The 26,522-nt window shown below is 70.4% G+C and carries 34 protein-coding genes; 15 read left to right on the forward strand and 19 right to left on the reverse strand.

The window, feature by feature from the left end:
• From AC1DSA_RS25500 to AC1DSA_RS25510, 3 genes are all read left to right on the forward strand, one after another.
• Positions 1-709 (forward strand): ferritin-like domain-containing protein (locus tag AC1DSA_RS25500; RefSeq protein ID WP_477893957.1); only part of this gene is annotated, 709 nt, incomplete at its 5' end.
• A gap of 216 nt (positions 710-925) precedes the next feature.
• Complete coding sequence (locus AC1DSA_RS25505; protein ID WP_477893959.1) at positions 926-1,093, forward strand: hypothetical protein; 168 nt, start codon at positions 926-928, stop codon at positions 1,091-1,093.
• Complete coding sequence (locus AC1DSA_RS25510; RefSeq protein ID WP_477893961.1) at positions 1,090-1,323, forward strand: hypothetical protein; 234 nt, start codon at positions 1,090-1,092, stop codon at positions 1,321-1,323. Before AC1DSA_RS25505 ends, AC1DSA_RS25510 begins: the two co-directional genes overlap by 4 nt.
• A gap of 99 nt (positions 1,324-1,422) precedes the next feature.
• On the opposite strand, the gene AC1DSA_RS25515 is transcribed toward AC1DSA_RS25510, so the two are convergent.
• A complete protein-coding gene (locus tag AC1DSA_RS25515; protein ID WP_477893963.1) occupies positions 1,423-2,187 on the reverse strand; it encodes a hypothetical protein in 765 nt (254 codons plus the stop codon).
• 125 nt (positions 2,188-2,312) lie between these two features.
• Positions 2,313-2,987, reverse strand: coding sequence for an NADPH-dependent F420 reductase (locus tag AC1DSA_RS25520; protein WP_477893965.1), 675 nt, complete (start codon positions 2,985-2,987; stop codon positions 2,313-2,315).
• A gap of 72 nt (positions 2,988-3,059) precedes the next feature.
• Between AC1DSA_RS25520 and AC1DSA_RS25525 the strand changes: the two genes are divergently transcribed.
• On the forward strand, positions 3,060-3,959 hold the full coding sequence (locus AC1DSA_RS25525) for a LysR family transcriptional regulator (protein WP_477893967.1): 900 nt from the start codon (positions 3,060-3,062) through the stop codon (positions 3,957-3,959).
• 13 nt (positions 3,960-3,972) lie between these two features.
• On the opposite strand, the gene AC1DSA_RS25530 is transcribed toward AC1DSA_RS25525, so the two are convergent.
• The 6 genes from AC1DSA_RS25530 to AC1DSA_RS25555 all read right to left on the reverse strand — a co-directional run bounded on the left by AC1DSA_RS25530 (position 3,973) and on the right by AC1DSA_RS25555 (position 8,497).
• Positions 3,973-4,665, reverse strand: coding sequence for an RNA polymerase sigma factor (locus AC1DSA_RS25530; protein WP_477893969.1), 693 nt, complete (start codon positions 4,663-4,665; stop codon positions 3,973-3,975).
• 5 nt (positions 4,666-4,670) lie between these two features.
• A complete protein-coding gene (locus AC1DSA_RS25535; RefSeq protein WP_477893971.1) occupies positions 4,671-4,979 on the reverse strand; it encodes a cupredoxin domain-containing protein in 309 nt (102 codons plus the stop codon).
• Position 4,980: 1 nt separating this feature from the next.
• Complete coding sequence (locus AC1DSA_RS25540) at positions 4,981-5,502, reverse strand: DUF4142 domain-containing protein (RefSeq protein ID WP_477893973.1); 522 nt, start codon at positions 5,500-5,502, stop codon at positions 4,981-4,983.
• 90 nt (positions 5,503-5,592) lie between these two features.
• Positions 5,593-6,558, reverse strand: coding sequence for a Bug family tripartite tricarboxylate transporter substrate binding protein (locus tag AC1DSA_RS25545; RefSeq protein WP_477893975.1), 966 nt, complete (start codon positions 6,556-6,558; stop codon positions 5,593-5,595).
• Positions 6,559-6,583: 25 nt separating this feature from the next.
• A complete protein-coding gene (gene xerD, locus AC1DSA_RS25550; protein WP_477893977.1) occupies positions 6,584-7,462 on the reverse strand; it encodes a site-specific tyrosine recombinase XerD in 879 nt (292 codons plus the stop codon).
• Positions 7,463-7,522: 60 nt separating this feature from the next.
• Positions 7,523-8,497, reverse strand: coding sequence for a tripartite tricarboxylate transporter substrate binding protein BugE (locus tag AC1DSA_RS25555; protein WP_477893979.1), 975 nt, complete (start codon positions 8,495-8,497; stop codon positions 7,523-7,525).
• 132 nt (positions 8,498-8,629) lie between these two features.
• Between AC1DSA_RS25555 and AC1DSA_RS25560 the strand changes: the two genes are divergently transcribed.
• The gene (locus tag AC1DSA_RS25560) at positions 8,630-9,544 is read left to right on the forward strand and encodes an AEC family transporter (RefSeq protein WP_477893981.1); all 915 of its coding nucleotides are present in this window, start codon (positions 8,630-8,632) and stop codon (positions 9,542-9,544) included.
• A gap of 38 nt (positions 9,545-9,582) precedes the next feature.
• Positions 9,583-10,071, forward strand: coding sequence for a hypothetical protein (locus AC1DSA_RS25565; protein WP_477893983.1), 489 nt, complete (start codon positions 9,583-9,585; stop codon positions 10,069-10,071).
• Between the two features lie 3 nt (positions 10,072-10,074).
• Here the strand turns inward: AC1DSA_RS25565 and queG are convergent, their stop codons facing one another.
• On the reverse strand, positions 10,075-11,109 hold the full coding sequence (gene queG, locus AC1DSA_RS25570; RefSeq protein WP_477894019.1) for a tRNA epoxyqueuosine(34) reductase QueG: 1,035 nt from the start codon (positions 11,107-11,109) through the stop codon (positions 10,075-10,077).
• A gap of 27 nt (positions 11,110-11,136) precedes the next feature.
• Here queG and tsaE point away from each other — a divergent pair, with 27 nt between their 5' ends.
• The 3 genes from tsaE to AC1DSA_RS25585 all read left to right on the forward strand — a co-directional run bounded on the left by tsaE (position 11,137) and on the right by AC1DSA_RS25585 (position 13,364).
• The gene (tsaE, locus tag AC1DSA_RS25575) at positions 11,137-11,628 is read left to right on the forward strand and encodes a tRNA (adenosine(37)-N6)-threonylcarbamoyltransferase complex ATPase subunit type 1 TsaE (protein WP_477894021.1); all 492 of its coding nucleotides are present in this window, start codon (positions 11,137-11,139) and stop codon (positions 11,626-11,628) included.
• Positions 11,625-12,944, forward strand: a complete 1,320-nt coding sequence (locus AC1DSA_RS25580) for an N-acetylmuramoyl-L-alanine amidase (RefSeq protein ID WP_477893985.1) — start codon at positions 11,625-11,627, stop codon at positions 12,942-12,944. The genes tsaE and AC1DSA_RS25580 overlap by 4 nt, the downstream gene beginning before the upstream one ends.
• Positions 12,945-13,139: 195 nt before the next feature.
• Positions 13,140-13,364: an osmotically inducible lipoprotein OsmB gene (locus AC1DSA_RS25585; RefSeq protein WP_477893987.1), complete on the forward strand. Its 225-nt coding sequence runs from the start codon at positions 13,140-13,142 to the stop codon at positions 13,362-13,364.
• Between the two features lie 3 nt (positions 13,365-13,367).
• On the opposite strand, the gene AC1DSA_RS25590 is transcribed toward AC1DSA_RS25585, so the two are convergent.
• The 4 genes from AC1DSA_RS25590 to AC1DSA_RS25605 are packed head-to-tail and all read right to left on the reverse strand — an operon-like array spanning position 13,368 to position 17,244.
• Positions 13,368-13,844 carry an aromatic-ring-hydroxylating dioxygenase subunit beta gene (locus tag AC1DSA_RS25590; RefSeq protein ID WP_477893989.1) on the reverse strand — a complete coding sequence of 159 codons (477 nt, stop codon included), beginning with the start codon at positions 13,842-13,844 and terminating at the stop codon, positions 13,368-13,370.
• A 52-nt stretch (positions 13,845-13,896) separates the two neighbouring features.
• Positions 13,897-15,222: an SRPBCC family protein gene (locus AC1DSA_RS25595; RefSeq protein WP_477893991.1), complete on the reverse strand. Its 1,326-nt coding sequence runs from the start codon at positions 15,220-15,222 to the stop codon at positions 13,897-13,899.
• A 36-nt stretch (positions 15,223-15,258) separates the two neighbouring features.
• Entirely contained in the window at positions 15,259-15,915 is a 657-nt protein-coding gene (locus tag AC1DSA_RS25600) for a VTT domain-containing protein (protein ID WP_477893993.1), read from the reverse strand.
• Between the two features lie 9 nt (positions 15,916-15,924).
• The gene (locus tag AC1DSA_RS25605; protein ID WP_477893995.1) at positions 15,925-17,244 is read right to left on the reverse strand and encodes an Hsp70 family protein; all 1,320 of its coding nucleotides are present in this window, start codon (positions 17,242-17,244) and stop codon (positions 15,925-15,927) included.
• A gap of 62 nt (positions 17,245-17,306) precedes the next feature.
• On the opposite strand from AC1DSA_RS25605, the gene mutL reads away from it, so the two are divergent.
• Together mutL and AC1DSA_RS25615 are read left to right on the forward strand one after the other, a co-directional pair.
• Positions 17,307-19,193 (forward strand): DNA mismatch repair endonuclease MutL, encoded by a 1,887-nt coding sequence (gene mutL, locus AC1DSA_RS25610; RefSeq protein WP_477893997.1) that lies wholly within the window; start codon positions 17,307-17,309, stop codon positions 19,191-19,193.
• Between the two features lie 66 nt (positions 19,194-19,259).
• Positions 19,260-20,105, forward strand: coding sequence for an alpha/beta hydrolase (locus tag AC1DSA_RS25615; protein WP_477893999.1), 846 nt, complete (start codon positions 19,260-19,262; stop codon positions 20,103-20,105).
• Here AC1DSA_RS25615 and aroD read toward each other — a convergent pair.
• The 3 genes from aroD to AC1DSA_RS25630 form a co-directional block, all read right to left on the reverse strand.
• Positions 20,092-20,877 (reverse strand): type I 3-dehydroquinate dehydratase, encoded by a 786-nt coding sequence (gene aroD / locus AC1DSA_RS25620; RefSeq protein WP_477894001.1) that lies wholly within the window; start codon positions 20,875-20,877, stop codon positions 20,092-20,094. The genes AC1DSA_RS25615 and aroD overlap by 14 nt on opposite strands.
• A gap of 52 nt (positions 20,878-20,929) precedes the next feature.
• Entirely contained in the window at positions 20,930-21,181 is a 252-nt protein-coding gene (locus AC1DSA_RS25625; RefSeq protein WP_477894003.1) for a hypothetical protein, read from the reverse strand.
• Between the two features lie 84 nt (positions 21,182-21,265).
• Positions 21,266-21,652: a response regulator gene (locus AC1DSA_RS25630; RefSeq protein WP_477894005.1), complete on the reverse strand. Its 387-nt coding sequence runs from the start codon at positions 21,650-21,652 to the stop codon at positions 21,266-21,268.
• Positions 21,653-21,746: 94 nt separating this feature from the next.
• On the opposite strand from AC1DSA_RS25630, the gene miaA reads away from it, so the two are divergent.
• Positions 21,747-22,712, forward strand: coding sequence for a tRNA (adenosine(37)-N6)-dimethylallyltransferase MiaA (gene miaA / locus AC1DSA_RS25635; RefSeq protein ID WP_477894007.1), 966 nt, complete (start codon positions 21,747-21,749; stop codon positions 22,710-22,712).
• Positions 22,712-23,359, forward strand: coding sequence for an ABC transporter ATP-binding protein (locus AC1DSA_RS25640; protein WP_477894023.1), 648 nt, complete (start codon positions 22,712-22,714; stop codon positions 23,357-23,359). The genes miaA and AC1DSA_RS25640 overlap by 1 nt, the downstream gene beginning before the upstream one ends.
• Before the next feature lie 39 nt (positions 23,360-23,398).
• Here AC1DSA_RS25640 and AC1DSA_RS25645 read toward each other — a convergent pair whose 3' ends face one another.
• The 3 genes from AC1DSA_RS25645 to AC1DSA_RS25655 all read right to left on the reverse strand — a co-directional run bounded on the left by AC1DSA_RS25645 (position 23,399) and on the right by AC1DSA_RS25655 (position 24,702).
• Complete coding sequence (locus AC1DSA_RS25645; protein ID WP_477894009.1) at positions 23,399-23,983, reverse strand: thioredoxin fold domain-containing protein; 585 nt, start codon at positions 23,981-23,983, stop codon at positions 23,399-23,401.
• Positions 23,980-24,366: a response regulator gene (locus AC1DSA_RS25650; protein ID WP_477894011.1), complete on the reverse strand. Its 387-nt coding sequence runs from the start codon at positions 24,364-24,366 to the stop codon at positions 23,980-23,982. Before AC1DSA_RS25650 ends, AC1DSA_RS25645 begins: the two co-directional genes overlap by 4 nt.
• A gap of 72 nt (positions 24,367-24,438) precedes the next feature.
• Positions 24,439-24,702, reverse strand: coding sequence for a hypothetical protein (locus tag AC1DSA_RS25655; protein ID WP_477894013.1), 264 nt, complete (start codon positions 24,700-24,702; stop codon positions 24,439-24,441).
• Between the two features lie 219 nt (positions 24,703-24,921).
• Here AC1DSA_RS25655 and AC1DSA_RS25660 point away from each other — a divergent pair, with 219 nt between their 5' ends.
• The gene (locus AC1DSA_RS25660) at positions 24,922-25,398 is read left to right on the forward strand and encodes a hemerythrin domain-containing protein (protein ID WP_477894015.1); all 477 of its coding nucleotides are present in this window, start codon (positions 24,922-24,924) and stop codon (positions 25,396-25,398) included.
• 36 nt (positions 25,399-25,434) lie between these two features.
• The coding region (locus tag AC1DSA_RS25665; protein ID WP_477894017.1) for an ABC transporter permease at positions 25,435-26,522 on the forward strand (1,088 nt) is incomplete at its 3' end.

Below are 26,522 nucleotides of genomic sequence, written 5' to 3' on the forward strand. Positions count from 1 at the left end.
GCAGGCGCCCGTGGCGCCGGCCGCGCTGCCCGGCCGCCCCGAGCGCCCGCCCCTCGTGCATCCGGCGAAAGTGCCGCGCCGCGCGCCCACGAAGCCCGAGGGCCTGGCCGCGCTGCTGCACGCCATCGCGCACATCGAATTCAACGCCATCAACCTGGCTCTCGACGCAGCGTGGCGTTTCGAAGGCATGCCGCGCGCCTTCCACGAGGACTGGCTGCGCGTGGCCGCGGAAGAGGCCCTGCACTTCGGCCTGCTTGCGGACCACCTCGCCTCGCTCGGGTTCGCCTATGGTGATTTCGATGCGCACGACGGCCTCTGGACCATGTGCGAGAAAACGCGCGACGACATCGTCGCCCGCATGGCCCTCGTGCCGCGCACGCTGGAAGCGCGCGGGCTCGATGCGACGCCGAGGATCCAGGACAACCTGCGCAAGGTGGGCACGCCGCAGGCGCTGCGCGCGGTGGAGATCCTCGACGTGATCCTGCGCGACGAGGTGGGGCACGTCGCCATCGGCAACCACTGGTACCGCTGGCTGTGCGAACGCGAGGGACTCGATCCGCTGCGGCACTACCGGGAGCTGGCGCGCCGCCATGTGGCGCCCCGGCTCTTTCCGCCCTTCAACATGGAGGCGCGCCGCCGCGCCGGCTTCACGGACGCGGAGATGGCCGAACTCATGCAGGGTGACGCGCCGGCCGGCACCGCCGGCTGAGCGGCCACGGCGCCCGGTGGCCCAAATGGCCGCAGCGCGGATGCGGATCATGTACGATGGAATCGCCCGGCGTCCTGCAAGACCGTCATCCTGAGGCCTCTTCCCAATCCGACCGCAAGGTCGGGTCGCAGTCGAATCTCCCACCGTTGATCTCTTGGCGCCGGCGCCGCGCTGCGCGTCGCCGCGCGGCAATCGGGAACACATCGCGGAGAAACCATGGCCAAACCGAACTACGGATTCGCCAAGCGCCAGCGGGAGCTGGAGAAAAAGCGCAAGAAGGAAGAGAAGGCCCAGAAGAAGGAAGCGCCGCCGGAGGCTCCGGGCGAGGAGCAGGTGCTGGCGCAGCCCGATTCCCCGCCGCAACCCGGACAGCAGGCGGAGTGACCGTCCCGCCCGGCAACTTCCGCTGGAAACAGGAAGTGAAGACGGAGGTGAAGGCCGATGGCCTGCGCTACGTCAGCAAGAGCACCGGCAGCGACTTCCCCGGTGCGTTCGGGGCCACCATGAGCTGCTTCCGCTGCGGCCGGCACCGGCCGCGCTCGCAGCTGCGGTCCTTCCTCCTCGCGGGGACGCGGCAGTTCTGTTGCCGCCAGGATTGCACCCCGGCCACCTGAGCTGCCGGCGAAAGCGGGGCAGCCGGCCTTCCGGCCCGCTGCTCCAGCGCGCGATCCGCGTGCCCGTTCCAGAGACGCGCGACCACCGCTTCCCACTGCCTACTTCGCAACCGCCACCGACTGGGCGAAGAGGATCTGGTCGAACGTGCGGCCCAGCGACTTCGCCGTGAAGTTGCGCATCTCGCTCGCGCCCTGCCACTGCACCTTGTCGCCCTTCTTCATGGGCGTCTCGGTGGCGGCGACCCAGACGGTCTTGCCGCCCTGGTCCACCTCGATGTAGCTGTAGCCGCCCGCATGGGTCACGCTCTTGACCGTGCCGCTGGCGGTCGGGCCGCCCTCGGTGCCGGCGGCCTGCGGGTTCGGGAAGCTGCCGTGCGGTGCGACCGCCTTGGCGGCCTGCCCCACGGGACCCCAGCGGTCCACGAACAGGATCTCGGGGAAGGTGCGGCCCAGCGACTTCGCCGTGAAGTCGCGCATCACCGCGTAGTTGCCCCACTGCACTTCGGTGCCCGGCTTGACGTCGATCTGCGAGCCGGCAATCCACACCTTCTGGCCGGCGGCGGTCTGCACTTCGGCATAGGTGTAGCCGCCACCGTGCTGCAACTGCAGGACCTTGCCGACGTTGACGGCCGCGGCCGGCTGCGCGGGTGCGGTGCTGAAGATCTCGTTGGAGGGGGCGGGAGCCTGGGCGGTGGCTTGCGGGGCGGCAACGGCCGGTGCGACCGGGGCGGCGGGTGCCTGCGGTGCGGCCGGTGCCGCGGTCGATGGACTGCCGGCAGCCGCAACGGCGGCGCCGGAATCCTGCTGCGAACAGCCGCCGAGCACAGCCAGTGCGGCGAGGGCGATGGCGAGGGGACGGAACACGGGATCTCCTTCAGGCGGGGGCCTGGCGAGACCAAAGTCTAGGTCGCGGCCCGGCGCATCCGCGCTGTGCCCGATGCAGCCAGTTGCGCTGCATCAAGCGGGCCGCAATTGCCGCGCCCGAGGGCTCAGCCCTGCCGTTGCCAGGTGGGGGCGATGGAGGTGCCGAGGCCCGCGCCGTAGCCAAAGAAGATGTTCAGTCCGGCCAGCGGCTCCAGGTAGCGCGCGTTCTTCAGCCCGCCCGCGTCCATCACGGCAAAGCCCATGCTCTCGGCCACGGTGCGCGCCGTCTGCTTGCCCTGCTCGCTGTCTCCGGCCACGAACACGGTGACCGGCTGGCCCGAGAGCCGCGCGCCGGCCGCGAGCACCTGCGCGAACACGGTGTTGAAGCCCTTGACCACCAGCGCGCCGGGCACGGCCTGTTGGATCTGCTCGGCGGCCGACGTGCTGTGCCCGACGGTCAGCCCCATGTAGTCGGGGGTGAGCGGGTTGGTGACGTCGATCACCACCTTGCCGTCGATGTTGCCCAGGCTGCGCAGCGCGGCGACGGCCTGGTCGAAGGGCGTGGCGAGCACGATCGCGTCGGCGCCGTGGGCGGCGGCGTCCAGCGGCAGCGCCTCGGCGCCGGGGTTCTGCGCGGCAAGCGCCTGCGCCTTGGCCTGGTCGCGGCCGGTGACGCGCACGGAATGGCCCGCGGCGCGCAGTTGCTTGACGAAGCCGGAGCCCATGTTGCCGGAGCCGATGACGGTGATCTTCATGGTGTGTTCCTTGTGAAGGTGGAAGGCGGCGCGAAGCCGATGCACTCACTGTAGTTATTCCGGCGTCCGGTATAAACTGGCCTGACTGCAATTCACCGTTCCACGATCCGGATCAATATGGACCGCTTCCAGGAAATGCGCACGTTCGTCGCTGTCGTGGAGGCCGGCAGCTTCGTGCGCGCGGCCGACGCGATGCAGTTGTCCAAGCCCGCCGTGTCGCGGCAGGTGGCGGAGCTGGAAGCGCGCCTGGGCGTGCGCCTGCTCCACCGCACCACGCGCAAGCTCTCGCTCACCGAGGAGGGCGACGTGTTCTATGCGCGCTGCAAGGAGGTGCTGGGCGTGCTCGAAGAGGCCGAGGCCGAAGTCACCGCGCGGCGCGACCGGGCCGTCGGCGTGCTGAAGGTCAGCGCCCCCGTGTCCTTCGGCTTGCTGCACCTCGCGCCGCTGTGGGCCGGCTTCATGGCGGCGCACCCCGACGTGTCGCTGGAACTGTCGCTCTCCGATCGCGTGGTCGACCTGGTGGACGAAGGCTTCGACATGGCCGTGCGCATCGCCCGCCTGCCCAGTTCCTCGCTGGTCAGCCGCAGGCTGTCCTCGACCCGCACCGTGCTGTGCGCGTCACCGCGCTACCTGAAGGCGCATGGCCGGCCGAAGCATCCGTCCGACCTGGCGCGGCACCAGGTGCTCGCGTACAACCTGCTGTCGATCGGCGAGTCCTGGGAGTTCACGGGCCCCGAGGGCGCCGTGACGGTGAAGGTGCAGCCGCGCCTGCGCACCAACAGCGGCGACACCTGCCGCGCCGTCGCGCTGCTGCACCAGGGGATCATCCTGCAGCCTTCCTTCCTGGTGGCCGAGGACCTGCGCGCCGGCACGCTGGTCGAGGTGCTGCCGCAGTGGAAGACGCTGGAGCTGGGCATCTATGCCGTGTACCCCAGCCGCAAGCACGTGCTGCCCAAGGTGCGCCTGCTGATCGACCACCTGGCGCGGGCGCTGGCGGCGCACGACTGGACCCACTGAAGCCCAGCCCTCCTCAGCCTCCCTCGGCCAGCCGGCGCATCACGCGCGCCACGATGCGATCGCAGCGCTCGCCGTCGAACGAGAAGATCTCGCGCTCGGCGCCGTCGATGTCCTGCGCCAGCGACTCGCGCAGCAGCCCGCGCGCGCGGAAGTGCCGCGTGCGCACCGTCGCCTCGGGGATGTTGAGGATCTGCGCAGTTTCCTCCACGCTCAGTTCCTCCACGCAGCGCAGCATGAACACCGTGCGGAAGGCCTCGGGCAGCTCGTCGAGCTTGCGCTCGAGCACCGCCCTCAGCTCCGCGCGCGCGTACGCCTGGTCCGGCGCGTCGAATTTGTCGCTGGGCATGGCGGCATGCTCCTGTTCCTCCGCGCCATCCATCGAGACCATGGGCACGATGTTGTCGCGGCGCGCCTGGCGGCGCAGCCGGCCCAGGCACTGGTTGACGACCACGCGGGACAGCCAGGTGGCCAGGCTGGCCTCGCCGCGGTAGTTGGCCATCGCCTGGAAGGCGGCCAGGTAGGCATCCTGCAGTGCGTCCTCCGCTTCCGCGGAATCGCGCAGCATCGCCCGCGCCAGGCGGTACAGGCGCCGGTTGTGGCGGCGCATGACCAGTTCGAAGGCGGCGCTGTCGCCCGCGAGCACGCGGGACGCCAGCGTCGCGTCGTCGATCTCCTGGCGCAGGACTTCGGGAGTGACGGCTTTCATGCGCATCATTGCACCACCAGCTTCGCTTTCATGCCAGGGTGGAAACGGCAGACCACGTCGTAGCTCCCCGGCTTGCGCACGACATGGCTCCAGCTCGCGCCGGAGGCGATCGACTTCGAATCGAAGGAACCCGTGACCGTCGCGGTGTGCGGCACCAGGTCCTTGTTCTTCCACACGATGCGGTCGCCCTTCTTCACGGTGACCGTCTCCGGCACGAACTTCATGCCTTCGATGGTCACCGTGTGCGTGGCGGCCGCCGCCGCGAAAGGCAGGGCCACGGCCAGGGCGAACGCGAACTTTCCCAACGCGCCCATGTCATTTGCCCAGGGAGGACTGCAGGTGCTTCGCATGGTCCAGGTGGGCGACGAAGGCCGGCCGCACCTTGACCAGCAGGTCCTTCAGTTCGGCGTTGCTGGCCGAAGGCACCAGCGTCTTGTCGAGGGCATCGATCACCGCCTGGTGGTAGGCCACCTCGTGCTCCACGTAGGCCTTGTCGAACTCGGCGCCCTTCATCTTCTTGAGCTTGGCGATGTTCTCGTCGCCGCCCTTCTGCAGGCTGCGGCTGGTGTCGTTGGGCTCCGGCTTCACCTTGAGCTTGGTCACCAGCGCGGTGGCCTGCTTGTTGACGCCGCCGTGGTCCGTGATCATCTGCTGCGCGAACTTGCTCACCTCCTTGGACTTGGTGCGACTCTTCGCCAGCTTGCCGGCGTCGATGTCGACCTGGTTGGCGGTGACGACGATGGCGGCGATCTGCGGATCGGTGGGCCCCTGCTGGGCGTAGACGGGAAGCATGGCGGCGGCCAGGACGGCCAGCAGCGCGGACTTGTTCAAGAACATGGGACGGCTCCTTGTGCCCGGGCGGCGCATGGCGCTCCGTTGCCGGGCTCAGGGGCATAGACGCCACCACTTCGGCGGGCGTTCCCGCCGCTACTCGGCCTTGATGTTGGCGGCGCGCACGATGCGGGCCGTGCTGTCCGCCTCGGCCGACACCTGCCGGGCGAAGTCGCGGGCCGTGCCGCCGGTGGGCACGTTCTCGCTGGCGAGCAGGCGGGCGCGCAGGTCCGGATGTTCCAGCGCGATGTTGACTTCGCTGTTCAAGCGGTCGAGCAGCCGCAGCGGCAGGTTGCCCGGCGCGAACACCCCGAAGTGCGACGCCAGGTTGGCGGCCGGAAAGCCCAGCTCGGCCAGCGTCGGAACCTGCGGCAGGCTGTCGAGTCGGCGCGGCGAGCCCACGGCGAGGGGACGCAGCCGGCCGGTGCGGACGATGTCCATCAGCCCCGGGCCCGCATTGACCGACAGCACCTCGAACTGCCCGCTCAGGGCGTCCGTGACCTGCTGGCCGCCGCCCTTGTACGGGATGTGCACGATGCGCACCCTGGCCGCCGCCTGCAGGTGCTCCAGCATCAGGTGGCCCAGCGAGGCCTGTCCCGAGGTGGCCCAGCGCACCGTGTCGGGCCAGTCCCGGGCGCGGGCCAGCAACTCGCGGAAATCGCGGGCCGCTGTGGCGGGAGTCGCCAGCAGCAGCACCGGCGACATCATCACGCTGGCGACCGGCGTGAAGTCGCGCTCCGGGTCGTAGGGCACCTTGTTCAGCACCGGCGTCAGCGACAGCGGGCTGATGGCGGAGAACGCGAGCGTGTAGCCGTCCGGCGCCGCCTTGGCCAGGGCATCCATGCCGATGGTGCCGCTGGCGCCGCCCTTGTTCTCGACGATCACCGCCTGCCCCAGCTGCTGCGCGAGCCGGTCGCCGAGCGCCCGCGCCACCAGGTCGCTGATGCCGCCGCTGGGATAGGGCACGATCATCCGCAGCGGCCGGGCCGGCCATGTCTGCGCGCGCACCGGCAACGCAAGGGCGGCGAGCGCCGCGAGCGCGGCGCGGCGGGACAGGGGCATGACAGCGGCTTGCATGGCGGCGGCGTCAGCCGCGCGGATGGTGCTGCGAGTGCAGCACCTTGAGCCGCTCGCGGGCGACGTGGGTGTAGATGGTGGTGGTCGAGATGTCGGCATGCCCCAGCAGCATCTGCACGGCGCGCAGGTCGGCCCCGTGGTTGATCAGGTGCGTCGCGAAGGCGTGCCGCAGCGTGTGCGGCGACAGCGGCGCCGTGATGCCCGCGGTGTGCGCGTGCTTCTTCACCAGCACCCAGAACATCGCCCGGGTCATGCCCTGCCCCCGCGCGGTGACGAAGAAGTCTTCGGTCTGCTGGCCCGCCAGGATCTCCGCGCGCGCCTCGGCCAGGTAGCGCACGATCCAGTCGCGGGCCACCTGCCCGAACGGCACCAGGCGCTCCTTGCTGCCCTTGCCCAGCACGCGCACCACGCCTTCGTTCATGCCGACGTTGAAGGTCTTCAGGCCCACCAGTTCGCTCACGCGCAGGCCGCTGGCGTACAGCACTTCCAGCATCGTGCGATCGCGCAGGCCCAGCGGCGTGTCGGTGTCGGGTGCTTCCAGCAGCGCCTCCACCTGCGCTTCGGTCAGGGTCTTGGGCACCCGCAGCGGCTGCTTGGCCGACTGCAGGCGCAGCGTGGGATCGGCATCGATCAGGCGTTCCCGCAGCGCCCAGCGGAAGTAGCGCTTGAAGACCGTGAGGCGCCGGTTCGCGGAGGTCGCCTTCGTCACCGAATGGCGCGCCGCGAAGTAGCCGTGCAGGTCGGACTCGGTGGTCGCATGGAGCTGGCCGCCACGCTGAACGAGCCACTTCTGGTAAAGCGCCAGGTCGCGGCGGTAGGCGGCCAGCGTGTTGCGCGACAGCCCCTCCTCCAGCCAGAGGGCATCGATGAAGGTGTCGATCTCAGTCACGGAGGATCACGAGCCGCCAGGCCGGCGGCTCGCACCTGGGCGGCGCGCTGGCGCGCATCGTCACTCCAGCTTCAGCTTGGCGTCGTTCACGACCTTCTTGTAGACGTCGAATTCCGACTTGATCTGCTGGGCGAACTGCTCCGGCGTGTTGCCGATGACGATCGAGCCCGTGTCCTCGATGCGCTTGCGCACGCCCGGGTCCTGCAGCGCCTTGCTGGTCGCATCGTGCAGCTTCTGCACGAACTCCTTGGGCATGCCCTTGGGGCCGACCAGGCCGTAGTAGGCCAGGCGGTTCACCGGTTCCAGGCCCACTTCCTTGAAGGTCGGCACGTTGGGCAGTTCCTTCAGGCGCTGCGGCGCGGCGACCACGATGGGCACCAGCCGGCCTTCCTTGATGAAGGGCAGTGCCGAGGGCAGGTTATCGAAGATCATCGGCACCTGGCCGGCCACCGTGTCGTTCAGCGCCGGGCCGGCGCCGCGGTACGGGATGTGCGTCACGAAGGTGCCCGACATGCTCTTGAACAGCTCCATCTGCAGGTGGCCGATGCCGCCGGTGCCGGAGGAGGCGTACGAGTACTTGCCCGGGTTCTTCTTCAGCTCCGCGATGAAGGCCTTGTAGTCCTTGGCCGGGAAGCCGGGATGCACCGCGATCACGTTCGGCGTGGCCGCGATGTTGATGATGGGCGTGAAGTCCGTGATCGGGTTGTACGGGATCTTCGGGTTGATCGCCGGGTTGGCCGCCGTGGTGGACACGGTGGCCACGCCCAGCGTGTAGCCGTCGGGCGCCGCGCGCACCAGTTCCTGGGCGCCGACCACGCCGCCGCCGCCGGCCTTGTTCTCCACGATCACGCTCTGCCCGAGCTGCCTGCCCAGGGGCTCGGCGATCACGCGGCCGACGATGTCGGTCGTGCCGCCTGGCGCGAAGGGCACCAGCAGGCGGATCACCTTGTTCGGATAGGCCTGCTGGCCGAAGGCGGGGGCGGCGGCGATGGCCAGGGCGCCGCAGGCGGCGGCGATCCAGATGCGTCGTTCCATACGACTCTCCTTGTAGTTCGGTGGATGCGAAACCCCGCATCGTACGTGCAGAACGTGAAGCCCCCGCCGCGCACGGGCGGCCGCTAGGGTTAGCCCTCAGCCGGGTGAAAGCCTTCCGCTATCCTGCGCCTCGTGCATTTTCTCCAGCTCCTCCTTCCCGACTTCGCGCTCATCCTCTGTGGTTACCTGGTCTGCCGCTACACCGCCCTCAGCCGCATGGTCTGGGAGCAGGTGGAGAGCCTGGTCTACTTCTTCCTGTTCCCGGTGCTGCTGTTCCAGTCGATCGTGCGCAGCCCGCTCGACCTGGGCGCCACCTCCAGCCTCATCGGCGCGGGCCTGCTGCTGGGGGTCAGCGGCATCGCCATGGCGTACGCGCTGCCCCACCTGCCGGTGGTGGGCCGCCACATCGACCCGCGCGAGCATGCCGGCGCGGCGCAGGTGGCCTTCCGCTTCAACTCGTACATCGCCCTGGCCCTGTCGGAGCGGCTGGCGGGCGCGCAGGGGCTGCTGCTCATCGCGGTGCTGATCGGCGTGTGCGTGCCGCTGTTCAACGTCGGCGCCGTCTGGCCGATGGCGCGCCATTCGCAGACCGGCTTCGCGCGCGCGCTGTTGCGCAATCCCCTGATCATCGCCACCGCGCTGGGGCTGGCCGCCAATTTCGCGGGCTTTCGCGTGCCCCCCTGGCTGGAGCCCACGGTGGTGCGCGTGGGTGGCGCCTCGATTCCGCTGGGCCTGATGGCCGCCGGCGCGGGCATGCGGCTGGTGCACCTCGCGCAGCAGAAGTGGCTGTCCGCCGGCCTGCTGTCGATCCGCCACCTGCTGCTGCCGCTCGTGGCGGCCGGGCTGGCGCGCGCATTCCGCCTCGATGCCGCGCAGTCGATGGTGCTCATCGCGTTCTCGGCGCTGCCGACGGCGTCCAGTTGCTATGTCCTCGCCGCGCGCATGGGCTACAACGGCGGCTACGTGGCCGGACTCGTGACACTCTCCACGCTTTTGGGCATGGCGAGCCCGCCCTTCGCTCTCGGATTGCTCCTTCCTCCTGGCTGAGCCGTTCACAATCGGTGCAGGACGTTAGGAGGGAGAGCATGAACAAGAAGATCGTGGCGCTCGCACTGGGCGCCGCCTGCCTGTCGGCCTCGGCCGGCCCGGCCATGTACCGATGCGGCAGTTCGTTCCAGGACCGGCCGTGCGATTCCGCAGCGGAACAGCAGACCATCCGCCCCGGACGGGGTGCCGGCACCGCCGTCGTCGCGCCGCCGGCGGTCGCGGCGCCCTCTTCCGCGCCCTCTTCCGCGCCCGCTGCCGCCGAGGCAGCGGCCCGTGCGTCCAGCGCGGCCAGCGCGCCGAGGACGGCCGGCACGAAGGAGAGCGGTCCTGCCGCACCCGCCGCCGGGTCCACCGCGGTTCCCAGCGCCGCCACGGCACGCACCGCCAGCCACGCCGACTGCGGCAAGCCGCGCAAGCAAGGCACCACGCTGACCCTGCGCGGGCCCGCGGCCGGCAACACCGCCACGACCGAGCCGCAGCTGCGGCTGCGTGACGGGCAGAAGAACGCGGCCGAAGCCGGCTGCTGAGCCTCAGGGCGCAGCCAGCGCCCAGGCGACGTGCTCGCGCACCAGCGCGCTGGGATGGTCCGCCCGGGACTGCAGCGCCGCGCGGACCTGCGGATCGTCCTGCTTGCGCAGCGCGTTGCCCAGGGCCACCGCGATGTTGCGCAGCCAGCGCTCGTGGCCGATGCGGCGGATCGGGCCGCCCTCGGTCCAGCGCAGGAACTCCTCTTCGCTCCACGCGAACAGCGCCACCAGCGACTGGTCGACCAGCATGGGGCGCGGCGCGAAATCCGGCAGCGTCGCCGCCTGGGCGAACTTGTTCCAGGGGCAGACCAGCTGGCAGTCGTCGCAGCCGTAGATGCGGTTGCCCATCAGCGGCCGCAGTTCCACCGGGATCGGTCCCGCATGCTCGATGGTCAGGTAGGAGATGCAGCGGCGGGCATCCAGCCGGTACGGCGCCACGATCGCGCCCGTGGGGCACACGTCCAGGCAGGCCGTGCAACTGCCGCAGTGGTCGGCCACCGCCTCCGTGGCCGGCAGCGCGAGGTCCACGTAGATCTCGCCCAGGAAGAACATGGACCCGCCTTCGCGGTTGAGCACCAGCGTGTGCCGCCCGCGCCAACCCTGGCCGCTGCGCGCCGCCAGTTCCACTTCGAGCACCGGCGCCGAGTCTGTAAAGACGCGATGGCCGAATGGCCCCACTGCCAGCGCGATGCGATCGGCCAGCTTCTGCAGGCGCGCGCGCAACACCTTGTGGTAGTCGCGGCCCCGCGCGTAAAGCGAGACGATGCCCTCGGTGGGACGCTGCAGCCGATCGAATTCGATGGCCTGCCAGCCCTCGGGTGTGGCGGGCAGGTAGTCCATGCGTGCGGTAATCACGCAGACCGTGCCCGGCACCAACTCGGCCGGGCGTGCGCGCCGCACCCCATGGCTTTCCATGTAGACCATGTCGCCATGGAATCCGTTAGCAAGCCAGGCCAGCAAACCGGGTTCCGCCGCAGAAAGATCGACGCCCGCCACGCCGATTTGGGAAAATCCGAGCGAGCGCGCCCATTCCCTGATTTCCGGGACCCGCAAAGGACCATCGCCCTGACCGCTGTCGACCATCACGCACCGATTGTAGGAACGCCCTCCCATCCCATGCTCTGGGCAGGCGAGGAAGACACGCGCGCCTTCGCCGACCGGCTGGCCGGCCACCCCGCCATCGCCGGCGCCTTCATCGCCCTCCACGGCGACCTGGGCGCGGGCAAGACCACGCTGGTGCGCCACCTGCTGCGGGCACTGGGCGCGCAGGGCCGCATCAAGTCGCCGACCTATGCGGTGGTGGAGCCCTACGACCTGCCTTCGCAGCCGGCGTGGCATTTCGACTTCTATCGCTTCGACGATGCGCGTGAATGGGAAGACGCGGGCTTTCGCGACATCTTTGCGGGACCCGGCCTCAAGGTCGCCGAATGGCCCGAGAAGGCCGCGGGCCTGCTGCCCACGGCCGACCTGGACGTGCACATGGTGCTGGGCGACGACGGCTTGCGCCGCGTGACGCTGCGCGCCAACACGCCGCGCGGCGAGGAGCTGCTGGCATGAAGCGGCGCAAGCTCCTGCAGGGCAGCCTGGTGCTGCTGCTGGGCAGCCACCAGATCGCGCACGGCGCCACCATCGTGGCGGTGCGGCTCTGGCCGGCGCCGGACTACACGCGCCTGACCATCGAGTCCGACGGCCTGCTCGCCACCCGCACGACGCACGCGGCGGACCGCTTCCAGGTGGACATCGACGGCCTCACCCTCGATCCCACGCTGCGCGAACTGGTGGCCAAGGTGCAGGCCAACGATCCCTTCATCGCCGGCATCCGGGTGCTGCAGCACGCGGCCAACACCGTGCGCCTGCAGGTGGACCTGAAGCAGCCGGTGCTGCCGCAGACCTTCCACCTGCCGCCGGTGGCCGCCTACCGCAACCGGCTGGTGGTGGACTTCTTCCCGCCGCGGCCGGTGGACCCGCTGGAAGCACTGATCGCCGAACGCCTGAAGGACAAGGAGCGGCCCGGGTTCCCGGCCACCGAGTCGCCGGGACAGGTCGTCGACCCGCTGGGCGAGCTGATCGCGCAGCAAACCCAGCGCGGCGGCCGCGCGCCGGCCGCCCAAGTGGCGAGCCCCGCGTTGTCGCAATCCGCCTCGCGCACCGACCGCCTGATCATCGTGGCGCTGGATCCCGGCCACGGCGGCGAAGACCCCGGCGCGGTCGGCCCGGGCGGCACGCGCGAGAAGGACGTCGTGCTGCAGGTCGCGCACCTGCTGCGCGACCGCATCAACGCCACCAGCGTGAAGGGCAGCCCGATGCGCGCCTTCCTGACGCGCGACGCCGACTTCTTCGTGCCGCTGCACGTGCGCGTGGACAAGGCGCGGCGCGTGCAGGCCGACCTGTTCGTGAGCATCCACGCGGATGCCTGGATGAATCCCACCGCGCGCGGCGCGAGCGTGTTCGCCCTGAGCCAGAACGGGGCTTCGAGCAGCGCGGCGCGCTGGATGGCCGACAAGGAGAACAAGGCGGACCTGATCGGCGGCGTCAACATCAAGACCCAGGACGCCCACGTGATGCGCGCCCTGCTGGACATGAGCACCACGGCGCAGATCAACGACAGCATGAAGCTCGGAAGCGCGCTGCTCGGCGAGATCGGCAACGTCGGCCGCCTGCACAAGGGGCAGGTGGAGCAGGCCGGCTTCGCGGTGCTGAAGGCGCCGGACATCCCCAGCGTGCTGGTGGAGACCGCCTTCATCAGCAACCCCGAGGAAGAAGCGAAGCTGCGCAGCGTCGATTACCAGGACCGCCTCGCGGACGCCCTGATGCGCGGCATCGAACGGTACTTTTCACGCAATCCGCCGCTGGCGCGCAGCCGGCCGCTGTAGCGGCCCAGCCAGCCGAGTTCGTTCTCGGGGCTGCCTCTGCAGCGCCTGCTGCACCCTTCACTGCGCGGTGCTGCCCGACGACACACCCCTTCGCGCGCTTCCTACAGTCCGCAAAAGCGGGGATGCCTACATTGGTTGCACAGGTTGCCGCGCCTCCCGCGGTATCGCAACAAATCCGAATGGAAGGTGATCCCCATGAAGACGAAATTCATTGCTGCCGTCGTGACGGCTGTTTCCCTGATGGGCCTCGGCGGCTGCGCCACGATGGACCGCCAGACCGTGGGCACGGTGGGTGGTGCGGTGGCCGGCGGCCTGGTCGGCAACGCGGTCGGCGGCACGGGTGCCACGATCCTCGGCGCCGGCGSCGGCGCGCTGRTCGGCAACCAGCTGACCAAGCCGGGCCACGCCCTGAACCGCTAAGCGCTAGATCGGGTAGATCAGCGAGTTGAGCACCATCTCGCTGTCGTACACGCACGTCCGGCTGGCCAGCTTCAGGCCGCCGGGCGTGCGCACGATCTCGTCGATGTAGCGTCCCACGTTGTAGACCTCGCTGGCATCGCCCGGCTTGGTGCGGAACACGGCGTAGTGGGTCTGCGCGCGGATGCGCTCACCCTCGTCGGCCAGCACCTGGGCGGGACTCACCACGTGCCGCGTGTAGTAGGGGCCGTGGTAGATCGTCTGGGTGATCCCGTACACCCGGTCCTTCATCATCCCCTGGCTCTCCAGCGCGATCAGCGCCAGCGGCAGCTTGCGGTCGAAATTCTCGCGCGCCTGCACCGTGTAGCGCCCGTCCTCCAGGAAGAACTGCGGCCAGTCGTCGAAGCGGCGTTCGTCCAGCGCCGCGGCATAGGCGGCATTGAGCTGGTCGATCTCCAGCTGCAGCAGCAGGCGTTCGTTCATCGGCCACCTCCCCCGGGCTGGTCCGCTTCGTGGCCGGACGCACGGGCGGCGCTCATACCCCCATCACCTTGCGCCAGTAGGCGTACATGCTGCGGATCAGCGTTTCGGTCACCATGTGTTCGGTGGCCTGGGTGTCCGTGCCCCCGAGTTCGCACAGCGTCTCGCCGTCCTCGCCCTTCTGGCGGAACCCGTCCTGGCTGAACTGGATCACCTCGCCGTCGTCCGCGCTCACGAAGCCCGCCGGCCCGAACAGGTTGGCCTGGCGCAGGCGGCGGCGCGTCATGGCTTCGTCGTCGTCGGCGAAGCCGAAATGCGTCCACACGAAGTCGAAGCTGCCCTCGCCGCGCGGCTGGATGTGCCGCGTCGAGAGCGAATTCACCTGCTGCTGGATGATCAGGCTGGGGAACAGCGTGATCATGGTCACCGTCGGCGTGATCTCCGTCCCGGGATGCGAGGGGTCGTCGATCTTCCACCACGGCTCCGGCACGACGTCCAGCAGGCGCGTGTCGTTCAGCGCCATGTCGGCCTTGAAGCTGGTCACGCCCTGCGTCACCGCGTCGTTCGCGCCGCCGTCGTTGCGGCGCGAGATCATCACCGCGTGGCGGCCCTGTTCGTCCATCACCATCCGGCTCTTCTGGTCGGCGCGCCACAGGCCGAAGGTGACGAACCAGGTGTGCAGCAGCCCCGGGTGGTACGGGTCCTTGATGTTTTCCATCATCAGCTTCCAGTTGCCCGGAATGCGCTGCCGGTTGTAGCCCAGCAAGGTGAGCTTGCGTCCCTGGAAGATGCGGTCCAGCCAGGGCATCACCTGCGGACCCAGGTACTGCTCCAGCGGTTCCACCTCCTCGCTGAAGGTGGCGAAGACCAGGCCGTGCAGCACCGCGACGCGCAGCTTGGTGAGGCCGTGGTCCTTCAGGTCGAAGTCCGCCGGCATGCCGCCGTTGACGCAAGGCTGGCCCTGCGCGTCCGTCGCCTTCACGCCATCCTTGAAAGGCAGGCCGGCCAGGTCGCCGTTGAGCTTGTAGGTCCACTGGTGGTAGGGACAGACGAAGCTGCGCACGGTGCCGTGCGGCTGCTGGCAGAAGCGCACGCCCCGGTGGGCGCAGCGGTTCTCCACCACGCGGATGCCGGGGTCGGTGCCGCGGTCCTTCGGCGCCACCCGGTCGCGCACCAGGATCACCTGGCGCTCGCCCACGGAACTCAGGCGGTAGTCGCCCACGTTGGGGATCTCGACCTCCAGGCCCACGTAGCACCAGTGCCGGCCGTAGAAGATCTTTTCCAGTTCCTGCTGGTACAGCTGGGCATCGGTGTAAGCCCAGAAGGGCACGCGGCTGGAGCCGGTTGCGGCCCAGCGCGAAAGCGTCTCGGGTGCGTTCATGGAGCCTCCGTCAGGCCCCGATCATAGGCGCCGTGGTCAGCCGCGCGGGGCGGCCACCGCGGCGCGGCGCGCCTTCCAGGCACCGAACAGCACGAACAGGCCGGGCACGAGGATCATGGCCCAGATGATCTTGTCCAGGTGCTCCTTCACCCACGGGATGCTGCCGAAGAAGTAGCCCGCGGTGACGATGCCGCCCACCCACAGCGTGCCGCCGGTGACGTCGTAGAAGCTGAACTTGCGGCGCGTCATCTGCGCCACGCCGGCGACGAAGGGCGCGAAGGTGCGCAGGAAGGGCATGAAGCGCGCCGCCACGATGGTGATGCCGCCGTACTTCTCGTAGAACAGGTGGGCGGCGGTGAAGGCCCGCTTGTTGAACAGGCGCGAGTCCTCCCACTGGAACACACGCGGCCCGAAGTAGCGGCCGATGGTGTAGTTGCTCTGGTTGCCCAGCACCGCCGCGGCGATCAGCAGCAGCACCGAGAGCGGATAGCTCATGAGGCCGACGCCGCACAGCGCGCCCACCACGAACAGCAGCGAGTCGCCCGGCAGGAAGGGCATCACGACCACGCCGGTCTCCACGAAGATGATCAGGAACAGCAGCGCATACACCCAGGCGCCGTAGTTCGCCACGAACGCCTCCAGGTACTTGTCGACGTGCAGGATGAAGTCGATGAGGAGGGACACGATTTCCATGGCGGTCGATTATCCCTGCCGGCTTCGGTAGAGCCGCTGCGCGTGCACGCCCAGGCCCTGCGCGACGCTCGCATGGCGGTCGCCGTGGATCACGCGCGCCATCGGCACGGCGGCCGCGATCCGCCGCACCAGCGGCTCGAAACCGGTGGAGCCGCCCGTGAAGTACAGAACGTCGACCTGCGCCGGGCGCACGCCGGCCGCGCGCAAGGTGGCACCGGCCGCCTCGACGATGCGCTGCAGGTCGCCCTCCAGCGCCTGCACCGCGCCCGCCTCGTCCAGGCCCGAGGCGAGCCCGGGCTCCAGCGGGCCCAGGTCGATGCGGGTCGCGCCGCCTTCGGCCACCGCGATCTTGGCGGCCTCGGCCCGCGCCAGCAGTTCGTGGCCCAGGTGATGCTCCACCACCGTCATCAGGCGCGCGTACTGCCGCGGGTCGCCGTAGAAGCTGCGCATCCGGCGCAGTTCGTGCACGCGCGGCGCGGTGTAGACGGTGTTGATCAGGTGCCAGGTCGCCAGGTCGAAATAGACCCGGCTCGGCACCTCGCGCGGTTCGACTCCGGGAAGGGCCGGGCCCATTCCGCGGTAGCCGCAGGCCGGCAGGATGGTCGCGAGTTCGACCTGGCGGTCGAAGTCGGTGCCGGCGACGTGCACGCCGTGGTTGGCCAGGATGTCGTCCGCGCGGTCCAGGCGCTTGCGCCGCTTCGGCCCCACCCGCACCAGCGAGAAGTCCGAGGTGCCGCCGCCGATGTCGGCCACCAGCACCAGTTGCTCTTCGGCGATGCCCAGCTCGTAGTCGAGCGCGGCGGCGATCGGCTCGAACTGGAAACTGACCTCGGTGAAGCCGATGGCGCGCGCCGCCGCTTCCAGCGCGCGCTGCGCCTGGGCATCGCGCTGGGGATCGTCGTCGACGAAGTAGACCGGCCGCCCCACCACGGCCCGCGCGATCGGCGCGCCGGCCGCCCGCTCGGCCAGTGCCTTCAGGTGCTGCAGGTAGCCGCTGACCACGTCGAGGTAGCGCACCGCGTGGCCGGCGCCGACCTCGGTCTGCTGGTCGGCCAGCGTGGAGCCCAGCACGCTCTTCATGGAGCGCATCAGCCGGCCCTCGTGGCCCTCCACGTAGGCGGCCAGCGCCGCGCGGCCGTACAGGCGCAGCGGCGCCTGGTGCGCGGCCCGGCCCTCCACCTGGTAGAACACCGCGGTGGGCATGGTGCGCTCGCCCTTCTCGACGTCGACCAGCGCCATCCGGCCCGCCTGCGCGGAGACCGCGATGGCGGAGTTGGAGGTGCCGAAGTCGATGGCGCAGAACGGCGCCGCGTGCGGGGTGGCGGTCATGGACGGGGCGCGGATTGTAGCGAACGGCCGCCCCGGCGGGGCGACCCTAGAATGCGTGCCAGATGAATGCCGTGCTGTCCCCTGCCCCGCGCCGACCGATCCGGGAACTGCCCGACGAGCTGGTCAGCCAGATCGCGGCCGGCGAGGTGGTGGAGCGTCCCGCCTCGGTGGTGCGCGAGCTGGTGGACAACGCGCTGGACGCCGGCGCGACGCACGTCACCGTGCGCCTGCTCGCGGGCGGCGTGCGCCTGATCTCGGTGGAGGACGACGGCGCCGGCATCGAGCGCGAGCAGCTGCCGCTGGCACTCCGGCGCCACGCCACCAGCAAGATCGGCTCGCTGGCCGACCTGGAGTCGGTGGCCACCATGGGATTCCGGGGCGAGGCGCTGGCCGCCATCGCCTCGGTGTCCGAGCTGCACCTGCTCTCGCGCACCGCCGGCCAGGCCAGCGCCTTCCTGCTGGATGCGCTCACCGGCGAGCTGCGCCCGGCCGCCCGCGCCACCGGCACCACGGTCGAAGTGAAGGAACTGTTCTTCAGCACGCCGGCGCGCCGCAAGTTCCTCAAGACCGACGCGACGGAATTCGCCCATTGCGTCGAGGCGGTGCGGCGCCACGCCCTGGCCCGGCCCGACGTCGGATTTGCCGTGTGGCACGAAGGCCGGCTGGCCGAACAATGGCGGCCCGGCTCGCGCGACCAGCGCCTGGCCGACGTGCTGGGCGAGGAGCTGCTGGCCGACAGCGTCGCGCTGGACCTGAGCGCGGGACCGTTGCGCATCACCGGCCGCGCGGGCATCCCCGACGCCGCGCGCTCGCGCGCCGACTGGCAGTTCGCCTACGTCAATGGCCGCTACGTGCGCGACAAGGTGATCACGCATGCCGCGCGCAGCGCCTACGAGGACCTGCTGCACGGCCAGCGCCAGCCGGTCTACGCGCTGTACCTGGAGATCGACCCGGCGCGCGTGGACGTCAACGTGCATCCCACCAAGATCGAGGTGCGCTTCCGCGACAGCCGCGAGGTGCACCAGGCGGTTCGGCGCGCCGTCGAAGCCGCGCTGTCGGTGCCGCGTTCGGCCCTGGCGGGTGGTGCGCAGCCCATGCTGCCGGTGCCGGCGGCGGCGGAGCCTCCCTGGCACCAAGCCGGCATCGCGTTCGCCCGCGAACCCGTAGGCTGGGGTGACGCCAGGAACCCCAGCGATGCAGACGGTTCGCCCGTAGGCTGGGGTGACGCAAGGAACCCCGGCGATGCGCACGTTCCGAATGCCGCAAGCTGGGGTTCGCCTGCGGCTCACCACCAGCCTACGGGGGCCTTCCAGGCTGGGGATGGCTTCGCGAACACCGCGCAAGCCGCGCCGCTGCCCGAGGGCGACTGGCCCCTGGGCCGCGCCATCGCGCAGCTGCAGGGCATCTACATCCTCGCGGAGAACCGGCAGGGCCTGGTGGTGGTGGACATGCACGCGGCGCACGAACGCATCGTCTACGAGCGATTGAAGACGCAGATGGACGCGCAGGCGCTGCGCAGCCAGCCCCTGCTGATCCCCGCCACCTTCGCGGCGACGCCGGCGGAAGTGGCCACCGCGGAGGCGCACCAGGAGACGCTGGACACGCTGGGCCTGCAGATCACGCCCTTCACCCCGAAGACCCTCGCGGTGCGCGCGGTGCCCGCCACGCTCGCCCACGGCGATGCGGTCGAACTGGCGCGCGGGGTGCTGGCGGAGCTGGCGCAGCACGATGCCAGCACGGTGGTCCAGCGGGCCCGCAACGAGCTGCTGGCCACCATGGCCTGCCACGGCGCCGTGCGCGCCAACCGCAAGCTGACGCTGGAGGAGATGAACGCCCTGCTGCGCCAGATGGAGGAGACCGAGCGCTCCGACCAGTGCAACCACGGTCGCCCCACCTGGCGCCAGCTCACCCTGCGCGAGCTGGACAGCCTGTTCCTGCGCGGCCGCTGACCCCCCGGGGCGCCCATGCCCCTGCTTCACACGCCCTTGACGGTTCCGCGCTAAGCTCGCGCGGCCATGAAGCGCCCGCTCCTGATCGCCGCCACCGCCGCCCTGGCCGCCCTGCTGTCGGTCGGTTGCGCGACGCTGGACGAACGCCAGCGCGAATGGATCTTCCAGCCCAGCGACCGCAGCTGGGGGGGCAGCGCGGGCGTGGCCGACGGCATGCAGGACGTGTGGATCGACTTCCCCTCCCGGGTCACCAGCAAGGAGGCGCGCCTGCACGGCCTGTGGCTGCCGGCCGAGCAGCACGCCGACACGGGCCCGGTGCTGCTGTACCTGCATGGCGCGCGCTGGAACGTCACCGGATCGGCGCCCCGCATCCGGCGCATGCAGCAGCTGGGGTTCTCGGTGCTCGCCATCGACTACCGCGGCTTCGGCAAGTCGACGCAGGAACTCCCGTCCGAGGACATGGCGTACGAGGATGCGCGCGCGGCCTGGGACTGGCTGGCGCAGCACCACGGCAAGCGCCCGCGCTACGTGTTCGGCCACTCGCTGGGCGGCGCCATCGCGATCGACCTGGCCTCCAAGGTGGACGACGAACAGGGCGTGATCGTCGAGGGCACCTTCACCTCCATCCCGGATGTCGCCAGTTCCATGAAGTGGGGCTGGCTGCCCGTCGGGCCGCTGATCACGCAGCGCTTCGAGTCGATCAGGAAGGTGGGGCAACTGCATTCGCCCCTGCTGGTGGTCCACGGCGCGGACGACGCGCTGATCCACAGCGAGCTGGGCCGCAAGCTGTACGACGCCGCCACTGGCCGCAAGCAGTTCGTGCTGGTGGAAGGCGGCTCGCACTTCAGCACCATGGCGGTCGGCCAGGCGCAATACCGCCAGGCCCTCGCCCAGTTCTTCAGCCTCCGCTGAGTCCCGTGCTTCGTTGCAGCACGGCCAGCACCGTGCGCACGTCCTCGATCGGCACCTGGCCCGGCGCCGACGGCGCCGCACCCACCGCGAAAGTGAGCGCCGAGCCGAACACGCCGCCGCACAGCCGGCTCACCGCACCCAGCCCGCCCATCGCCATGCTGACCACGGGAATCGGCAGCGTGCGGCTCGCCTGCAGCGTGGCGCCCAGCAGGCGATGCACGTCGTCCAGGTCCTGCGGCATCACCGCCAGCTTGGCCACGTCGGCGCCGAGACTGTGGGCCTGGGCGAAGCGTTCCTGCAGGTCCGCCGTCGGCGGCGTGCGCTGGAAGTCGTGGAACGAAAGCACCAGGGCCAGCCCGTGGGCGCGCGTGAGGGCGCGCACGCGCTGCACGTCGGCGGCCGCGTTCTGCATCTCGAAGTCCATGGCATCGACCGTGCCGCTGGCCGCGACCGCTTCGTAGAGGTCCAGGACCTGCGGCTCGCTCAATGCGATGGGCTGGCCGCCCTCGCGCTGCGCCCTGCGCGTGAACAGGACCGGCAAGCCGGCCGCCGCCGTGCACACGGCCCGCGCACAGGCCAGCACTTCGGCGGTGTCGGCGATGGCCTCCAGGAAATCCACGCGCCATTCGAGCAGGTCGGGGCGCTTGGCCGCGACGGCCGCGGTCTCGGCGGCCAGCGCTTCGCGGGTGCGCCCCACCAGCGGCGCACAGACGGCGGGCACGCGCCCGTTGGCGAGGGGACGTCCCCCCAGGTTGATCGCTCGTGGCTCCAAGATCCGCTCCCGCGCTGCGTGCGCCGGGCGCGATTGTACGAAGCGGGTGGCTTCAGTCGCCGCCGTGGCTGTCGCCGTCGGCGGGCGCCGTGGGACGCGTGTCACCCGCGCCCTCGGACTGCTGCTGTTGCGGCGCGCTGCCGCTGCTGTCACGCGCGAGGCCGCCCGGGCTCGCCTTGCGCAAGCCCAGTTGCTTCAGTTCGCGCTCCAGCAACTGCTTGCGCACGGACAGCGGAAGCGTCTCCGTCGTCCAGTAGCCCGCATCGCGTTCTTCCGGGGCGGCACCGGCTCGTGTACTGCTCATGACTCCATCCTAGGCCGCGCCACGAAGTCTTCTGTCGTCTCGCGCGGAGATTGCTGTACGCGCAGTCCCACATGTAAACGGCGGTCAGGGCCCGGAATTTTCGCGGTAGACCAGGTCGTTGAACCAGGAGATGAAGGGGCCCGTCTCCGTCTTGTCGAACACGGCGTCGGCGCCGAGGTCCAGGCAGTGCTGGCGCACGGCCGGCGTCGCGTAGCTGCTGAACACGACGACCTTGCCGCCGGCCGGATCGCTCCGGCAGCGGCTGATCACGCCCATCCCCGCGCCCTGGTCGAGCACGAGGTCGATGACGGCAACGTCCCAGCCTCCCTGGTGTTCCTCCAGCCAGAGCTTCGCCTCGGCCTCGGTGCCGGCGCCACCGACGATGCTCAGACCTCCAATGGACGAGAACAGATCTCCCAGCAAGCTGCGCATGCGCTGCAGGTCTTCCACCAGGAACACCCTCAGTTCCACGCTGAACACTCCAATTCGACGACTCCCGGCATTGTGGTTTGCACAGGCCCGCAGCGGTCCCCGCTGCAACCAATTGCGTACAGTCAGCCCGGCCATGGCTTCTGCTACCCTCGAACGGATGACCACCGAAGCGCCGCTGCCTGCCGTGGTGGCGCTCGCCGGACCCACCGCGTCCGGCAAGAGCGCCGCGGCGCTGCGGCTCGCACAGGCGCTGGACGCCGAGATCGTGAGCGTCGACTCGGCCCTCGTGTACCGCGGCATGGACATCGGCACCGCCAAGCCGACGCCGGACGAACGCGCGCGCGTGCCGCACCACCTGATCGACATCCGCGATCCCGCGCAGCCGTACAGCGCCGCCGAATTCGCGGCCGATGCGGCGCGCCTGGTGGGCGAGATCCAGGCGCGCGGCAAACGCGTCGTGCTTGCCGGCGGCACCATGCTGTACTTCAAGGCCTTGTTCGAAGGGCTGGACGCCATGCCGCCGGCCGATCCCGCGGTTCGCGCCGCCATCGAGGCGGAGGCGTCGCGCAGCGGCTGGCCCGCCCTGCACGCGCAGCTCGCCGCCGTCGATGCGGCGACCGCCGGGCGCCTCGCGCCCAACGATGCCCAGCGCATCCAGCGCGCGCTGGAGGTGGTCCGGCTCACCGGCCGGCCGCTGTCGTCCTTCCACCAGGGCAACGCCCGCGCCGGTGCGCTGCGCCCCGACCTGTTCCTCTCGCTGGAACCCACGGATCGGACATGGCTGCACGAACGCATCGCGCTGCGCTTCGACGCCATGCTGGCGGCCGGCTTCCTCGACGAAGTGCGGGCGCTGCGCGCGCGCGGCGACCTGCACGCGGACCTGCCCAGCATGCGCTGCGTGGGTTACCGCCAGGCCTGGGAAGCGCTGGACGGAACGTGGCCGCTGGACAGCGTGCGCGAGCGCGGCATCGCGGCCACGCGGCAGCTGGCCAAGCGCCAGCTCACCTGGCTGCGCGGCATGGACCGGCGCCAGGTGATCGCCTGCGATGCCGCCGATGCGCAGGCGCAGGTGCTGCGCGCCGCGGGGGTGCGGACGTGATCCTGGACGTGCAGGGACTGGCCAAGCGCTACGGCGAGGTCGCCGTGTTCCGCAACGTGTCGCTGTCGGTGGACGCCGGCGAGTTCGTGGCCATCGTCGGCGAATCGGGCGTGGGCAAGTCCACCCTGCTCAATTGCATGGCGGGACTCGACACCTGGGACGCAGGGCGGATCCTGGTGGACGGCACGGACCTGTCCACGCTGGGCGACGAGCAGCGTGCGCTGCTGCGGCGCGAGAAGCTGGGCTTCGTGTTCCAGGCCTTCCACGTGCTGCCGCACCTGGACGTCGCGCAGAACGTCGGCCTGCCGCTGCTGCTGCTGCAGCGGCCCGATGCCGCGCGCGTCGAGGCGATGCTGCAGGCGGTCGGGCTCGGCGGCCTGGGCCGGCGGCTGCCGCAGGAATTGAGCGGGGGCCAGCTGCAGCGCGTGGCCATCGCCCGCGCGCTGGTGCATGGGCCGCGCATGCTGCTGGCCGACGAGCCCACCGGCAACCTGGATCCGGCGACCGCCACCCGCGTGATGCAGGAGCTGCGCGCGCAGGCGCGCGAGAGCGGCGCCGCACTGGTGCTGGTCACGCATTCGACCGCCGCCGCGGCGCTGGCCGACCGCGTGCTGCACCTGCGCAGCGACGGGATCGCAGCGTCCTGAGCGCGGGCCGGCGACCTGCTGCCGCGCCGGCGCCCGGCTTCAGCCGCCCGGCGGGTTCAGGCCAAGCTTCTGGGCCAGGCCCGGCGCGGGCAGGGAGCCCTCGATCGTCACGATCTCGCCGGTGGTCGCGTGCTTGGCGACCACGGTGGGCACGCCGGTGAAGCCGAAGCTGTTGAACAGCTCGGTGTTCTTCTTGACCAGGTCCTTCTGCGCATCGGGTGCGCCCATGGCGCTGATGCCGCCCTGCTTGTCGCGCACCGAGGTCTCGTTCTGCTCCATGGTGGCCACCGGGTCGGCCGCCGCGAGGATCGCCGCGCCTTGAGACACGCTCTTGTCGCCGATCAGGCCGACCGGGATCCAGACGAAGCGCGCCTGCGGCTTCAGCGGCTTGGACGCTTCCCACAGCGCCGCGCAATGCGGGCACTGCGTGTCGAAGAAGACGTAGACCACGCGCGTGCTCATGGTGGAGCCGACGTTGAAGCCCTTCGCCTGCGCCGCGATCGTGTCGACGGAAATGGGCGCCTTGGCGCCCGAGGCCTGGCCGGTGCCGGTGCTGGACTCCTTGCCGCAACCGGCCAGGGCCAGGGAGGCCGCGGCCGCCGTGAGGAGGACGCGCCGCTTCATGGCGCGCAGGCGGCCGCGAGGCCGCCGAGTTCGGAACAGTAGTCCATGAGATCCCGGGTCTGCGACTTGAGGAACACGGCGTCGGCACCCAGCCGCAGACAATGGTTGCGGATGCCCTCGCTGGCGTAATCACTGAACACGACGATGCGGCCTTGCCGGCCCGCGCTCTGGCGCGCGACGGGGATCGCTCCCATGCCGCTGCCCTGGTCCAGCACCAGGTCGATCACGGTGAGGTCCCAGGCGCCGGGGTGTTCCGCGAGCCACAGGCGGGCTTCGGCTTCCGTGCCGGCGCAGCCCACCAGGCGGAAGTCGCCGACGCTCGCCATCAGCTGCGTCAGGACATCCCGCACCGGCTTCATGTCTTCCACGAGGAAAACGCGCACACCCACCTGGAACCTGCCTCTCGTCGAGCCAGCCGGGATTCTAGTGTCCCCGCCAGCGGGGCCGCAGGCCGCTCAGCGCTGGCCGGCCTGGGCCTGTTCCAGCAGTTCGGTGACCTCCTCCAGCTCCTCCGCGGCCTGCTGGACCTTCTCCTCCAGCGCCTTGTTCTGGCGGATGGCCCACGCCACGTCCCCGTGCTTCACCTCGGGCGGAAGCTGGCGCTCCAGCGCTCCGTGGGTGAGGCCGAGCTCCGCGCTGGCCACCTCGAGGTCACGCTGGACCTGGTCGGTCTTGCTGCGGGCGGCATCGATGTGCTCTTGTGACGGCACCTGGCTCATGGCTTTCCTTTCTTCCAGACAGTGCGCAGAGACTAGGGTCGCGCCACAGGCTCAACCGTCAGGCAAGCCCGCGCCCGGTCGCCGGAACACCGCCCACGCCGCACGCACGCCGGCCCGCACAAGCGTCGGCAGCACGCCGTCCCAGCTGCCGTCGTTCTCCTACAGGGACGCGCACGCAGGCTGAACATCATGGCGCATCCCACACCAAGGAGAACGACCATGGCAACCCGTGCCGGAAAAGACGCTTGCGACCTGCTCGATACCGACCACAAGGCGGTGAAGAAGATGTTCAAGGACTACGAGGAACTCACCAACTCGCGCGGCCGCACGGTCGCGCAGAAGAAGATGGACCTGGCGCGCCAGATCTGCCACGAGCTGACTGTGCACGCGCAGATCGAGGAAGAGATCTTCTACCCGGCCCTGCGCGCAGTGCTCAAGGACACCGACATGCTGGCCGAGGCCGAGGTCGAGCACCAGTCGGCCAAGGACCTCATCGCGCAGATCGAGGGCATGAGCGAAGCCGACGAGATGTTCGACGCCAAGGTCACCGTGCTGGGCGAGTACATCGACCACCACGTCAAGGAAGAGCGCAACGAGATGTTCCCCAAGGCCCGTGCGGCCCGCAAGCTGGATCTCGTGGCCATGCGCGACGAACTGATGGCGCGCAAGGAAGAACTCATGGGCGAGGTCGCGTAAGAACCGAGAAAACGGCGCGGGCGCCACAATGCCCGGATGCTCGCGCTGCTCCGCACCTATTCCTGGCAGGAAGTCCGCCACCATGCGTGGCGCAGCGCCACCGCGGTGCTGGCGGTCATGCTGGGGGTGGCGCTCGCGTTCTCCGTCCACCTGATCAACGCGTCGGCGCTGGACGAATTCTCCAGCGCCGCGCGGTCCGCCGGCGGGCAGCCTGACCTCGAGCTGCGTGCCACGCAGGGCGCGATGGACGAGGCGCTGTATGCGCGCGTCGCCGGGGATGCGCAGGTGGCCTGGGCCAGCCCCGTGCTCGAACTGCAGACGCTCGCGCTCACCCGCGACGGTGCGCGCATCACCGTGCGCGTGCTGGGCGTGGACGCGCTGGCGGTGGGCGCCGTCGCGCCGCAGCTGGTGCCCATTCCCGCGGAAGGTTCGGACCGCCTGGACGTGCTGGCTCCCGACACCGTCTTCCCCAATCCCGCTGCGCAACGCCTGCTTCCCGCGGACCGCGTGCAGCTGCAAACGGGCATGGAGCTGCGCGCGCTGCGCGTCGCCGGCCGCAGCAACGCCGGCGGCGGTCCGCTGCTGGTGATGGACATCGCCGCGGCGCAGGACCTGTTCGGCCGCGGCAGCCAGCTCACGCGCATCGACGTGCGATTGAAGCCGGGCGTGGCGCATGCGTCCTGGCTGCGCGGCCTGCGATTGCCGCTGCAGGTGCAGGCGGCCGAGCCCGCGGATGCCGGCCAGCGCGTCAGCMASCTCTCGCGCGCCTACCGCGTCAACCTCACGGTRCTCGCGCTGGTGGCCCTGTTCACCGGCGCCTTCCTCGTGTTCTCGGTGCTGGCGCTGAGCGTCGCCCGGCGCGCGCAGCAGTTCGCGCTGCTCGGCGTGCTGGGACTCACGGCGAAGCAGCGCCTGCAGCTGGTGCTGGCCGAATCGGCGCTGCTGGGCGTGCTGGGCAGCGCGCTGGGCATCGCGCTCGGCTCGGCGCTGGCGGCCGCGGCGCTGGCGCTGCTGGGCGGCGACCTCGGCGGCGGCTACTTCCCGGGCGTGCAGCCGCGCCTGCAGTGGAACGGGTTCGCGGCCGCGGGCTACGGCGCGCTGGGCGTCGCCGCCGCGATGGCAGG

The sequence above is a fragment of the Ramlibacter sp. P4_H7 genome, assembly GCF_056400765.1.